This window comes from Flavobacterium mekongense (assembly GCF_047038255.1).
In the GTDB taxonomy this organism is placed as follows: Bacteria; Bacteroidota; Bacteroidia; order Flavobacteriales; family Flavobacteriaceae; genus Flavobacterium; species Flavobacterium mekongense.
This window is the reverse complement of the sequence record NZ_CP174374.1, coordinates 3,010,161-3,023,459: the sequence shown is the minus strand read 5'-3', so window position 1 is coordinate 3,023,459 and position 13,299 is coordinate 3,010,161. Positions and strand designations below refer to the sequence as shown.

General features: G+C 38.7%; 9 protein-coding genes. 4 read left to right on the top strand and 5 right to left on the bottom strand.

From position 1 onward, the window contains the following. Positions 1–178: 178 nt before the first annotated feature. Positions 179–577, top strand: coding sequence for an acyl-CoA thioesterase (locus ACJG85_RS13235; RefSeq protein ID WP_409679593.1), 399 nt, complete (start codon positions 179–181; stop codon positions 575–577). Here the strand turns inward: ACJG85_RS13235 and ACJG85_RS13230 are convergent. From ACJG85_RS13230 to ribD, 3 genes are all read right to left on the bottom strand, one after another. Next, the gene (locus ACJG85_RS13230; protein WP_412476644.1) at positions 574–1,176 is read right to left on the bottom strand and encodes an IMPACT family protein; all 603 of its coding nucleotides are present in this window, start codon (positions 1,174–1,176) and stop codon (positions 574–576) included. The genes ACJG85_RS13235 and ACJG85_RS13230 overlap by 4 nt on opposite strands. A 63-nt stretch (positions 1,177–1,239) precedes the next feature. Then, positions 1,240–1,848 (bottom strand): HAD family hydrolase, encoded by a 609-nt coding sequence (locus tag ACJG85_RS13225; protein WP_409679599.1) that lies wholly within the window; start codon positions 1,846–1,848, stop codon positions 1,240–1,242. Next, complete coding sequence (gene ribD / locus ACJG85_RS13220; RefSeq protein WP_412465180.1) at positions 1,841–2,881, bottom strand: bifunctional diaminohydroxyphosphoribosylaminopyrimidine deaminase/5-amino-6-(5-phosphoribosylamino)uracil reductase RibD; 1,041 nt, start codon at positions 2,879–2,881, stop codon at positions 1,841–1,843. Before ribD ends, ACJG85_RS13225 begins: the two co-directional genes overlap by 8 nt. Before the next feature lie 28 nt (positions 2,882–2,909). On the opposite strand from ribD, the gene ACJG85_RS13215 reads away from it, so the two are divergent. Next, a complete protein-coding gene (locus ACJG85_RS13215) occupies positions 2,910–3,413 on the top strand; it encodes a GNAT family N-acetyltransferase (RefSeq protein WP_409679602.1) in 504 nt (167 codons plus the stop codon). A 5-nt stretch (positions 3,414–3,418) separates the two neighbouring features. Next, the gene (gene prmC / locus ACJG85_RS13210) at positions 3,419–4,276 is read left to right on the top strand and encodes a peptide chain release factor N(5)-glutamine methyltransferase (RefSeq protein WP_412476643.1); all 858 of its coding nucleotides are present in this window, start codon (positions 3,419–3,421) and stop codon (positions 4,274–4,276) included. Positions 4,277–4,279: 3 nt separating this feature from the next. Here the strand turns inward: prmC and ACJG85_RS13205 are convergent, their stop codons facing one another. Beyond that, on the bottom strand, positions 4,280–5,524 hold the full coding sequence (locus ACJG85_RS13205) for an ABC transporter permease (RefSeq protein ID WP_409679608.1): 1,245 nt from the start codon (positions 5,522–5,524) through the stop codon (positions 4,280–4,282). A 173-nt stretch (positions 5,525–5,697) separates the two neighbouring features. Between ACJG85_RS13205 and hisS the strand changes: the two genes are divergently transcribed. Next, positions 5,698–7,056 carry a histidine--tRNA ligase gene (gene hisS, locus ACJG85_RS13200; protein ID WP_409679610.1) on the top strand — a complete coding sequence of 453 codons (1,359 nt, stop codon included), beginning with the start codon at positions 5,698–5,700 and terminating at the stop codon, positions 7,054–7,056. 91 nt (positions 7,057–7,147) lie between these two features. Here the strand turns inward: hisS and ACJG85_RS13195 are convergent, their stop codons facing one another. Continuing rightward, on the bottom strand, positions 7,148–13,162 hold the full coding sequence (locus tag ACJG85_RS13195; RefSeq protein WP_412476642.1) for a choice-of-anchor D domain-containing protein: 6,015 nt from the start codon (positions 13,160–13,162) through the stop codon (positions 7,148–7,150). Positions 13,163–13,299: the final 137 nt, after the last annotated feature.

The window sequence follows — 13,299 nt, the reverse complement described above, 5'->3', positions numbered from 1 at the left end:
AAAAATTATTGTAATTATTGATAGGTTTCTTAACAAAAATGATAGTGATTATCATTTCGATTTTCGGGATAACAAATATGTGAATAAAATTCGTTAAAAAAAATTTATACGGTATTGATTTTTTAAAAATATTGTTGTAATAAGAATTTTGAAAATAGATTAAAAGCAAAAAAAACAGATGAAAGAACATCAAATTCAAGTTAGGGTTCGTTATTCCGAAACCGACCAAATGAGTGTGGTTTATCATGGTAATTATGTGCCTTATTTCGAGATGGGACGCGTGGAATGGCTTAGAAATAAAGGGATTTCATATAAATCGCTCGAAGAGAGCGGAATTGCGTTACCTATAGTTTCCATGACGATAAATTACAAAAAGCCAGCACGTTATGACGACTTACTTACAGTGATAACCAAGTTTAAAAGTCAATCCTCAGTGAAGATAGAATTTGATTGCGAAATTCGCAATGAAAACAATGAGTTATTAACAACTGCACATTTCATATTGGTTTTTGTGGATGTAAAATTGGGAAAAGCTATTCCTCCGCCACAATACATTTTGGATGTGATGAACAGTTAAATTTTTTGAATCTCAATTTCAAACAAATGATTAAAGATGTCGAAGATTTTCTCGGCATTTTTTTTTCGGGTGGCTATTTCAATTTCGCAACTTTCACTCATGGTTTGGGCTACTATATCTAAGTTGTTTTCTTTGATAATTCGCATCACTTTATTCATGTTTTTGTAGTCAAAAGATATCTTATAATGTAAGTCGATGGTTTTTTCAACGATTTCCGCTTCTTGTAAGGTCATTTGCGCCGCAGTGCGATAAGCCGAAATTAATCCGCCGACACCCAATTTCACGCCGCCAAAAAATCTGACCACTACGATCAATACATTCGTGAGTCCAAAGGATTGAATTTGTCCGTAAATTGGCATACCGGCTGAATTACTTGGTTCGCCATCATCGTTAGCCCTGTAATAAACGGTTTCTGTTCCCAGTTGAAAAGCATAACAAAAATGGACTGCACCATAGTGTTGTTTGCGTAATTGCTCTAAATGCAACTTGATTTGGTCTTCGTTGGTAACCGGAAAGGCATAGCCGAAAAACTTACTGTTTTTTTCTTTGTAAAGAATTTCAGGGGAAGGAACAGCTATAGTGTTGTAGGTGTCTTTCATGTCAAAAACCGCTACTGAGGTAATATGAATTTGAATTTGATGAAAATGAGTTGGGTTGCCTAATTAAAAAGGCAGGTGCTTTTGTTCGAATAAGTTCACAACATCGTCAACACCCGGTTGAAGGTTCCAAACGTGTAAACCCAAACTTTCCGCAATATCTGTGTTGTCTTTTTTGTCGTCTATAAAAAGTGTTCTTTTAGGCGAAAGATCGTGTTTGTTGATTATCGTGGTGAAAATTTCCGGCTCAGGTTTTCGCATGCCCATTTCATAGGAATAATATACCTTTTCAAAGCAACGGTAAAAATCGGTGTAAAAAGACATTCCAACTTTATGCTCAAAACGACTAATGTGAATCGAATCTGTATTGGTCAACAAAAACAAGCGGTATTTGTTGGAGAGCATTTGCAAGAACTCCAATCGGTGTAACGGAAAATCCCCAATTAGCGAGTTCCAAGCCTGAATGATTTCTTGTATTGTAGCATTCGGAATGAACTTTTGAAAACTTTCTATAAATTCGAGCTCGCTGATTTTTCCTTTTTCGAACAAATCGTTTTGGGCTAATAACTCTTCATTCGGACCATCCAATCCTAATTTTTTGAACTCTTCAATTGATTTCTCTTTTTCTAAATTGATGAAAACATCTCCAAAGTCAAAAATAATAGTATTAATCATGGCTCAAAATAATATTTAGTTGGTCAGCTTTTATTTTTATGGTTTTTCCAATACGATTTAATCGTGGTGCCGGAATGCCTTCACCTAATGGTTTGTTGCTAACAAAAACCCGAGCTTCATCCCAAAGTTGGTCATCTATAAAAGTTTGCAGCGTTTGTCTTCCGCCTTCAACGATGAGGGATTGCAGTCCTTTTCGGTAAACCATTTCAACTATTTTTTGCGACAGTTGATTATCAAATGTAATAATTTCTGTTCTAACATTATCGCCAAATGTCAAATTTTCTTGTTCGGTAACAACTATAGTTTTCAAATTTTCGTTGTTGTTAAAATAGGAATCTTCAATTTTTCCTGAGCGATCTAACACTATGCGAACCGGATTTTCTCCGGTCCAATCACGCACATCCAATCTCGGATTATCATCTAATACAGTTTGCGTACCTACCAATATGGCTTGCTCTTCCGACCTCCATTGGTGTACCAACTGGCGAGAATATTCGTTGGATAGCCAAACCGGCTCTTTTTTGCATTTTGTCAAAGGCGCTATAAATCCGTCACTGCTCTCTGCCCATTTCAAAATAATGTATGGCCTTTTTTTATTGTGAAAAGTAAAGAACCGTTTGTTCAATTCGTAACACTCTTTTTCCAAAACACCTACGATAACTTCACAACCGCTTTCCCGCAACCTTTCAATACCGGTTCCGGCCACTTTGCTAAAAGGGTCAATGGTGCCAACAACGACTTTCGGAATTTTGTGGGCTATGATTAAGTCGCAACAAGGCGGCGTTTTGCCATAGTGGCTGCAAGGTTCTAACGAAACGTATATGGTAGATTCCTTAAGAAGTGATTTGTCTTTTACCGAATTTACAGCGTGTACTTCAGCATGTGGTTCTCCGGCTTTTCGGTGCCAACCTTCGCCTATAATTTTACCATTGTGTACAATAACACTACCTACCAAAGGATTGGGATAAGTACTGCCCAAGCCATTTTTGGCCAATTGGATACAGCGCGATAGGTATTTTTCATGTATCTTCACCACACAAAAATAAGACATTACTTTTAGAATGAGTCACATTATAATTCGTGAAATCCAAAAGGAAGACAATCCGCAAATTGCTGCCGTTATACGAGAAGTTTTTACGGTTGATAACTATCCTAAAACAGGAACGGCATTTGCCGATGTTCAACTCGATTTTATGTTTGAAACTTATGATAAGCCTCGAGCTGTTTATTTTGTAGTTGAAAATGAGGGAAAAATAATTGGCGGCGGCGGTATTAGTCCGCTTGACAATTCAACGGAAAATATTTGTGAATTGCAAAAGATGTATTTTTTACAAGAAGCCAGAGGGAAAGGGTTTGGTATTCAGATGATTCAGTTGTGTTTACAGAAAGCAACGGAATTCGGCTACGAAAAATGCTATCTCGAAACCTTGCCCGAAATGAAAGCCGCCCAACACTTGTATCAAAAAGCGGGATTTGAATACCTTTGCAAACCCTTAGGCAATACCGGTCATTCCACTTGTCCTGTTTGGATGATTAAAGTATTGAATGCCGACAATAACAACTAAATGCGATGGTAATTAAGCAATATAAAGACACTTTCTTTCAAGAACTTTCTTTTATTTATGATGCCCAAGAAATAGAAAGTTTCTTTTTTCTCATACTGGAAAGTTTCCACCGCAAAAAACGAATCGATTTGGCATTGGAGCCCGAAATGGAAATGGATGCGTTACAGTTGTTGCGTTGGGAAAGTGCTTTGGCCGAACTGAAAAGGCAAAAACCCATTCAATATATTTTGGGCGAAACTGAGTTTTATGGCTTGCCGTTTTTGGTGAATGAGCATGTGTTAATACCGAGACCGGAAACGGAAGAGTTGGTTGCGTTGATTCTTGCGGAGGGAAAAGGGAAAAGGGAAGGGGGAAAAGTTAGTATTCTTGATATAGGCACCGGTAGTGGTTGTATTCCGATTGCGATTAAGAAAAATTTACCTGAGGCCGAAGTTTATGCTATTGATGTTTCCGAGAAGGCATTGGCTACGGCTATGAAGAACGCAGCACTGAATGAAGTTGAGGTTCATTTTATTCAAAAAGACATATTGGCTACTGAAGATTTAGGTCAAGTTTTTGATGTTATTGTTTCCAATCCGCCCTATGTAAGGCATTTGGAAAAAGCTGAGATTAAACCAAATGTATTGGAGCACGAACCGCATTTGGCTTTGTTTGTGGCAGATGATGATGCATTGTTGTTTTACCGAAAAATTGCGACTTTAGCGCAAAATCATTTAATGCCAAACGGTAAGTTGTACTTCGAAATTAACCAATATTTGGGCAAAGAGACGCTTGCTTTGGTAGAAAGTTTTGGGTTTACTGAAGTGCAATTACGCCAAGATATTTACGGTAACGACCGCATGATTTCGGCAACCAAAGCTTAAAAATTATTCGTAACGCAAAGCTTCAATCGGGTCGAGTTGAGAAGCTTTAATGGCAGGATACAATCCGGAAACCAAGGCTACTATGAAGCTCGTTATAAAGGCAGCCATAATGGCACCCCATGGAATTACAAAATCCCAGCCTGCAGCCAAGCAAATAAGAAAACCAATAAGTATTCCTAAGATAATCCCGAAAAAGCCACCCATTTGTCCGATAGTCAGGGTTTCGATAAAAAACTGAAAGGCTATAGTGCTTTTCTTGGCGCCCAAAGCTTTACGAACGCCAATTTCTCTGGTTCTTTCGGTTACAGAAACCACCATGATATTCATCAAAGCTATTGAAGAACCTAAAATGGTAATGATTCCCATAATCCAAGCCGACCATGATAGAAATCCGGTCAACTCTCCGATACGGTTGATCAAATCGTCACTTCGAGAAATACCAAAATTGTTTTCTTCCACAGGATTCAATTTTCGAATTTTTCGCATGGTAATAATTGCATTGTCGATGGATTCGTCGAGTAATTCTTTCTTCGATACCATAGTGCTTAACGAATAATTGATGTTAGGTGCTGAAAACATGGAACGCGCCACTTGAATAGGTATCATCACACGTAAATCCTGGCTGTTTCCGAAAGTAGATCCTTTTTCCTTAAGCACACCAATAACCCTGAATTTCGCACCTCTTACAGAGATTATTTTATCAATAGGGTTGATGTCTTTCAATAATCCTTTGGTCACAAAATCGGAGCCTACTACACAAGCATAAACATTGTTGGAAATGTCAAATGAGTTGAAGTTTCGACCTTGCGTTACTTCTAAACCTGAATTGGTTAAGTAGTATTCGTCTATGCCCAATACGGAAATTTCCGGGTCGGTTTTTTTGTTTTCAAACTTTACTTCGGCATTGGAAGTGGCAATGAAAGACAAGGAAGTTTGGGTAAAAGGGGTATTGAATTTTTCTTTAAAAGCTTTGGCTTCGGGATAACTGATGATGGGATTGATTTTTTCAATTTCTTCGTTGCCGCGACGTCTACCGGTAGATTCGTACTGGTTGATATTGAAGGTGTTCGAACCCATCGAAGCAAAACTCGAGTTGAGGTTGTACTCGATGGCAGTAACTACGGTTAAAATACCTACCAAAGCGGTGATTCCGATAGCAATAATAACCACCGTTAATATGGTGCGAAGCAGTTGCGCTCGTATCGAACCCAACGCAATTTTGACGTTTTCTCTGAATAATCCAATCATAACGGTTATTTGACACGAAAATACGGCTTTTGTTACAAGAATATTACAACCGTAGTGGAAATAGTTTTAAAAAATAAGATATTTGCAAAATGATTTAGGATTTGGGATTTTCGATTTAGGATTTTCTGAATTTGACCATTCCTAAATCCTTATTCCTAAATCCTTAATTAACAATGGCACAAAAACCGAGTATTCCCAAAGGCACAAGAGATTTTTCACCTGTTGAGGTGTCCAAACGCAATTATATCATTTCGATTATGCGTCGTCATTTTGAGCAATTTGGATACCAACCAATAGAAACACCTTCGTTTGAAAATTCCGAAACCCTCATGGGGAAATACGGTGAAGAAGGCGATAGGCTGATTTTTAAGATATTGAACTCGGGGGATTATTTGGATAAAGTTCCTGCGGAAGAATTGCAAAACATCAATTATAAAAAATTGACCGGAAAAATTTCCGAAAAAGCCTTGCGTTACGACTTAACAGTGCCTTTTGCGCGTTATGTAGTGCAACACCAAAACGAGATTGAGTTTCCTTTTAAGCGTTATCAAATCCAACCGGTTTGGCGTGCAGATCGTCCGCAAAAAGGCCGTTTCAGGGAGTTTTACCAATGTGATGCCGATGTGGTTGGGTCTGCTTCGTTGTGGCAGGAAGTCGAGTTGGTGCAATTGTACGATTCGGTTTTTGCCGCTTTGGGATTGGAAGGCGTGACGATAAAAATTAACAATCGCAAAATTCTATCCGGGATTGCTGAGGTTATTGGTGCTTCGGATAAACTGATTGATTTTACGGTGGCTTTGGACAAACTCGACAAAATAGGTGAGGACGGCGTTAAAAAGGAAATGTTAGAGAAAGGCATTTCGGAAGCCGCTTTGTTAAAAGTACAGCCGTTATTTAGCTTTACCGGAAACATTCAAGAAAAATTAGCCAAATTGTCGCAATTGTTGGTCACCTCTGAAGAAGGCAAAAAAGGGATTGAAGAATTGCGCTTTATTTGTGACCATGTAACCCAATTAGGATTGCAAAAAGCCTACTTGGATTTGGATGTAACTTTGGCGCGCGGGTTAAATTACTACACGGGTGCTATTTTTGAAGTTGCCGCTCCTGAAGGTGTGGCTATGGGTTCTATTGGCGGTGGAGGTAGATATGATGATTTAACCGGGATTTTCGGGTTGAAAAATATGAGTGGCGTAGGAATTTCATTTGGTTTAGACCGCATTTATTTGGTCTTGGAAGAATTGCATTTGTTTCCGCCAACTGTAACGACTTCAACGCAAGTATTGTTTTTAAATTTTGGCGAAAGTCAGGCTTTTGAAGCGATGAAAGCTGTGACAAACCTAAGGGCCAAAGGAATCAAAGCTGAGGTTTATCCTGATGCGGCTAAAATTGATAAGCAATTCAAGCATGCGGAACGACGTCAAATCCCTTTTGTAGTGAAAGAAATTAAAGGCAATATGTTTATTTTGAAGAACCTATTAACCGGCGAACAATCGGAAACTGATGTAGTGGGTATTTTAGCGAAATTAGCTTAAGTGTAAGTAATAATAGCATAGTCTTAATTTTACGGTTAATAAATAAAACTCTCCGTTTTAAACGGAGAGTTTTTTTGTCAAATCCAATTCATTATTTAGTCAAAATCTTTTTGCTGATATCACCTTTGTCAGTGGCAATTTTTACAATATAAGTTCCCGTACTTACATTGTTAACCGGCAAGTGCATTTCTGTTTCAGATTGGTTGTCTAATGACCAATCGGTTATTTTTTGTCCTAATAAGTTATACAATTCTACCGATTTAATGGTAGCTTCCATCAATTCGTTTTTGATGTGGATGGTATTGTCTGTTTGCGAATGGGTTACAGAGATACCGTTTTGTATTTCGTTTTCGTTAGTGCCTAATGAACCATTAGGAGAGAATCTCAAGAAGAAACGGTTTTCATGAGTACCTGCCGGAAGGTTGATTTCAAAAGGCTGTGATTTGATGCTGTGGTAAATACCGGTTGTATTATCAAATATGTAAACTTCTTGGTTTTCGTCTAAGTTTTCTTTGTCGTCTAAGTTGAATTTTACATTTCCAGCGGTAGCATTCTTGATCCCTAAAGGATAGCTGTTGTTGGCGTTAAAATAACCGTCTCCAATAATGTTCAACTTAGTGGTTCCTTGCATAAAATACATGTCACTGGCTAAAGTCTCGATACTCAAGGCATCATAACCGTTGTCGAAACCGCTGGTTGCATGTTGGTTCATAAATCCAATTAATATTTGTCGGTGGTAATTGTTAGCCGACACATAACCTAATCTCAGTTTGGTGAATTGTTCTGTTTCGAAAGTGTCTTCAGCATTGATAGCCGCTTGGGTGTTATTAGCCATCATTCCGGCATTTCTAAACAAATACTGAGAATGCGCATTGTCTTCTTTGATAAAGATACGTTGGCTGTTGTTAAAGGTAATTGTGCCGCCGGTTGTATTTCCGCTCACAAAAAATCCTTGGCCAACCGGTATGAATCTTTTGGCTGAACGGTTACTGTTCCCTAATCCGCTGATTCCCGCCGGAGCTACCGGAGCTGTACCACCAACTTTGGTATAAGTGGCATAACCTCCTTGGTATTGAACCGTATTGTGAGAAGTATTGGTGCTGTAATGCTCCCAGAATAATAAGGTTCCCGTTATTGAACCGATGTTGTCGTCGATAAACTTATCAGCGTCAATAGCCGACGGATATGGATTACCACACAAGTTCAAATTGTTAGCCGCTACTGTTGAAGTAATGGTACCGTTATTTGGTTTACCTACAAAAGTGTAGTTTTGTTTTGGCGTTGATGCATTAGAGCCTTTTAAAGTAAATCCTTGTCCGGCCAATAAGGTTCCGTTTTGTCCAACGGTAGTCCAGTTGGCATAACTGTTAGTCAGGTTTTGGAATTTGAAAATCCAGTAGCTGCTCAAAGTTATTGGGCTGGAAGCTATACTGTTAACACCGGTTGTCCATTGGATGTTTTGCGGGGTTGCTGTAGTTCCGTCTTTCATTACTCCGGCTACAGTGTAACCATGGTTTACAGTAGTACTGTTGATTGTACTAACCGGTGAAGACCAATAGTTATAATTGAATCTGTTAGATTGCCCGGTTTGATCTCTTTCTATGTATCCTGCGCTAGTCACGTCTAATTCACTATCGACGGTTTGTACCAATTGTGACTTACCACTTAAGTCGAGTTTACCGTCTAATTTTAAATACCATTTGTTTTCCAATTTATTGTCGTTGTTCATGTCAACAGTAACGCCCGGACTTACAATCATCCCCATAGTGGCTACATTAGCAGGTTCGGTGATATTGTGGTTTACTCTTACAATAGCATAGCCGTATTCGTTTAGGTCTAAACCTCTAATGTCATTAGCAGTATCGTTAACCGCGGTTGCAAAACTTCCGGTAGTTCTGGTTACAAAAGGCATAGGTGCTTGTTGCGTATAAATGTTTTTATGGTTGTACATTTTCATTCCGGTTCCAACATCGAAACCAGGAGTTACTAAATCATCCACAATATCATCTTTGTAGGTATCCATGCGATAGTAGCGAATTAAATTAGCGTATGGTAACGATTGGATGTCTCTTGGGATTACAGTACCGCGAACTTGAGAACCATTGTTTTCAATTTCTTGGTAAACCATTCTTTGAACTTGAGTATCAGTAAGCGCAGTATTAAACACGCGAACTTCATCTATTTTTCCGTTAAAGAATTTGTTTAGAGCTGAAGGATTTTTACCCAGAGTAAAGTTGGTTGCATCAGCTTCGATTCCACCGGACACCGATTTGGTTTTGATCAATTCTCCGTTTAAATACAGTTTTAATTCAGCGCCGTTAAAAACTGCGGCTACATGATACCATTGAGCAGTATTTAATGCATCAGTGCTCATTACAGAAGTTGCGTTTACCACAGCTTCTAATTTTCTGTTATTGTTCACCTTGAGGTGGAACTTATCTTGGCCGACCACTACACCTTCATCATTGTATCCGTTTCTTAAATCAATCCAAGCCATTAAAGTTGCATTGGCTAATCCGCCCAAAACAGGTGCGCTCACGGCGTAGTCATTTCTTCCGTCAAAGTCTAATAATAACTTTTTGTTCAAGTTTCTCGGCGAACCTTTTACTGCTGCATTCGTATCAAAAGCATCTAAGATTCCGTCACGGTCAGCGTCGGCAGTTCCGTCCACTTTTCCGTCATTATTTGTGTCTATATTGTCGTATAAAGAGGTTGTAATATCGAAAATACCATCGTTATTAGCGTCTAATTCTAAGAAGTCGGCTATTCCGTCTCCATCAGTATCTTGAGCATAACTTCTGGCCACTGTACCAAAAGAAGTAGCATTGTCATATAAATCCAATATACCATCTCTGTCGGTATCAACACCATCCCCTTTACCGTCGTCGTTGATATCTCCGTCACCATTCAATATTCCACCTTCATTTACATCGAAGAAAGAATCGTTGTCACTGTCGAAATCTAAATAATTTCTCAAACCGTCACCGTCAGTATCAGGTACATTGTAAGTTCCTGCTGTAATCATGCTGGCGATGTAATCATTCATACCGTTGCTGTTAGCATCTGTCCAAAGGGAAGGGTTGCTTTTGTCGAAAGTAGCAGTGTTGTTACTGTATTGTTTGAAACCGGCTTCTTCGATATCCGGAATACCGTCATTGTCAGAATCTAAATCTTCAGTGTCCGGAATACCATCACCATCAGAATCGATACAACCTTGGTTGATTACAATTTGAACGTCATCGATAAAGTTTCCGACTGAGGCACTTCCTGAACCGGTATAACCCGCTTGGAAAGTAATTACAATTTGAGTTTGTCCCACCGGGATAGCATAAATTCCCGAGTAAGTACCCCAAGCTGTATTTCCGTCCACCATTTCAACAATTGGTGTTGAAGCTAAAGCTTCAGCTAAAGTACTTCCCATTTTAACGAATGCTTGATCAACGCCACCTCTTCCTCTATGTTTGATAGACCAATTGATAGTACCGCCGGCACCGTTTAAGCAAAACGTTTGGTATAAAGTTCCGGGTATATTGGCATTTAATTCGGCAAATTGGTTTCCACTGGCAGCCGGTACACCGTTAAAGCCGCTACTCCAAATTTCGATAAAGTTTTCGGCACTGGTTTGCCAACCATTAACACTGCTTGTTGGTAGTATTGCATAGCTTGAAGCTGCAATAACCGGAGTCTCAAAACTACCGTTTACAAAAGGATCACTCAAACAAGTTCCACATTCAATGATATCAGTAATACCGTCGTTATCATCATCAATATCAATACTGCTGTCAACTGTATCACCGTCATTGTCTTGTAAACCTCTACCGGAAATATTAAAACGGTAGTTAGACTCATCAGCATCGTTATTGTTGATGTAAATTGTTCCGGTTCTTACACCGTTGGTAATTGGATTAAAATCTACTGTAAAGGTCATAGTTCCTCCTGCCGGAATAGAGGTAGGAGTAAAATTCACAACATAATCAAAAGTATTATTGCAGGTGATGTTAGTAACATTTAAAGGTAATCCTCCAATGTTTTCTATTACAAAGCTATTAGTAGACAATCCGCCATCAACTTGAACACTACCGAAATCGGTATTTCTGGCTACACTAATTAAGGTATGACCATTGATTAGGCTGACACCGTTTCCTTTAACATTAATTTCTCTGTCAGTAACGTTAGCTGAAACGGCAAAAGTATAGTTGCTCTCGTCGGAATCATTACTTACAATGGTAATAGTTGCTGCTCTTGTTCCAACTATAGAAGGATTGAATACAATAGTTAGTGTTGCAGAACTACCCGGTGCTACAACATTTGAAGATACACTTACTGCATATTCTGCTAAAGTAGAAGCAACGGATGAAATGTTTAAGTTACTGGTTCCGGTGTTTTGAATTGTAAAAGTTCTTGTTACAGCAGAGGATCCGAAGTTGGTACCTGTAGTAAAAGAAATTGAAGTAGAACCGCTTGGAATGTTAGTTGGCGTTGTTCCGCCTTGTACATTAATTTCTTGTTCTGTTCCAATACCGCGAACGGCAAAAGTGTAAGTTCCTTCGTTGCTGTCATTGTTGTTAATGGTAATAACTGCATTTCTGGTTCCGGCTACTGTTGGATTGAATGTTACCGGTAAAGTCACTGAACTGTATGCCGGAATAGAGGTAGCAGGAAAAGATACTGTAAAGTCACCGCTGTTAGAGGAAACAGCAGTAATAGACAAACTGTTAACTCCGGTGTTTTCTATGGTGAAGTTATTAGTCACACTTCCTGTGTTGATATCAGTACTGCCGAAATCTGTGTTGCGATCGACATTGATAGTTGTGCTTCCCGAAGCAATATTAATGGCGTTTCCTTTTACGTTAATTTCTCTGTCTGTTGCAGTTCCTGTAACTCTAAAAGTATAAGTTCCTTCATTAGCATCGTTGTTAGAAAGTGATATAGTGGCAGTGCGGGTCCCGGTTCCTGTTGGATTATAAACCACCGTTAAAGTTCCTGTGCCTCCTGCCGGTATAGTGCTTGGTGAAAAAGATACACTATAGTCTGTTAATGATGACCAGGCAGACCATAAGGATAGCGGACTAGTCCCGGTATTTTGAATTGTAAATGTTTTTGTTGTTGGTACTGAACCAAAATTAGTGCCGGTAGCATCAGAAGTTGTTGTAGTACCACTTGGAATGTCAGTTAGAACAACACCTCCTTGTAGATTAATTTCCTGCTCTGTTCCTAATCCTTGAACTCTGAAAGAATAAGGATTCTCATCGCTATCGCTGTTTGAGATATAGACCAATCCGCTGCGAGTACCGGCTAAAACAGGATTGAAAGTCACTGTTAGGGTTGCCGAGCCTCCTGAAGCAATTGTTGAAGATGAAATGGAAGCTGAAAAATCTCCATTGTCTGTGTAAACTGACCAGATTGACAGATTTGCAAGACCTATGTTTTGAACCGTGAAGGTTTGCGAAACAGTTCCTGAGTTTACATCAGTGCTACCAAAATCAGTGTTTATAGTTGAAGAAATAGTGGTGCTCCCTGAGGCAATGTTATTACCGTTGGCTTGCAGATTAATCTCCGGATTTGCATATCCTCTTACTGTTACATTGTCTATATAGTAAAATTCTCCATTATCAACGCCTACACAGTATATACGAAATCTTATGCTGTTGTTGCCAGAAGGTACGCTAAAGACATAGGGGTTAGAAGAGGCATCTGAAGTACCGTAGGAAATCGTTTTGTTACTGCTTCCGTCCACTAATTTTACAGCACTTTGATAATTGCTACCATTGTCATAAGAAAATTGAATGAATAAATCTTCATCATTGTCAACGTTAAGTGAGGCAAATGAAACAGAAACTTCAACATTGGCATAACCGGTTATGTCTACATTTTGAAATGTAGCATATTGGTTATTTCCTCTAAAACTTAATGAATTGCTTCCGGATACTCCTGTACCTGATGAAGTGGTAATATTAGAAGTTGATGTTACGGTGTAACTTAAATTGTCCGAAGTAGCACTTTCAAAAGATTGACTTCTGATGGTTACTTGAGAAAACGTTGCTATTGAAAATAGCCATAAAAGTAGGTAACTTCTTTTCACTAATCTGGTTAATAAATTTTTCATAACTCTGGGCTTAATTATGTGATTTTTTATTTGTGAAGATTGTTAAACTCTTCATTTGATTATTTGACGTTTCAAAACTATACAAAAGAGTTTAAATAATCGATAAAAAGCACAAAAAAATCGATGAAATGCACTTA

What these genes read in the sequence shown, in the direction of transcription:
- ACJG85_RS13235 (WP_409679593.1), top strand. Translation starts at nt 179, where the DNA reads ATGAAAGAACATCAAATTCAAGTTAGGGTTCGTTATTCCGAAACCGAC.
- ACJG85_RS13230 (WP_412476644.1), bottom strand. Translation starts at nt 1,176, where the DNA reads ATGAAAGACACCTACAACACTATAGCTGTTCCTTCCCCTGAAATTCTT.
- ACJG85_RS13225 (WP_409679599.1), bottom strand. Translation starts at nt 1,848, where the DNA reads ATGATTAATACTATTATTTTTGACTTTGGAGATGTTTTCATCAATTTA.
- ACJG85_RS13215 (WP_409679602.1), top strand. Translation starts at nt 2,910, where the DNA reads ATGAGTCACATTATAATTCGTGAAATCCAAAAGGAAGACAATCCGCAA.
- prmC (WP_412476643.1), top strand. Translation starts at nt 3,419, where the DNA reads ATGGTAATTAAGCAATATAAAGACACTTTCTTTCAAGAACTTTCTTTT.
- ACJG85_RS13205 (WP_409679608.1), bottom strand. Translation starts at nt 5,524, where the DNA reads ATGATTGGATTATTCAGAGAAAACGTCAAAATTGCGTTGGGTTCGATA.
- hisS (WP_409679610.1), top strand. Translation starts at nt 5,698, where the DNA reads ATGGCACAAAAACCGAGTATTCCCAAAGGCACAAGAGATTTTTCACCT.
- ACJG85_RS13195 (WP_412476642.1), bottom strand. Translation starts at nt 13,162, where the DNA reads ATGAAAAATTTATTAACCAGATTAGTGAAAAGAAGTTACCTACTTTTA.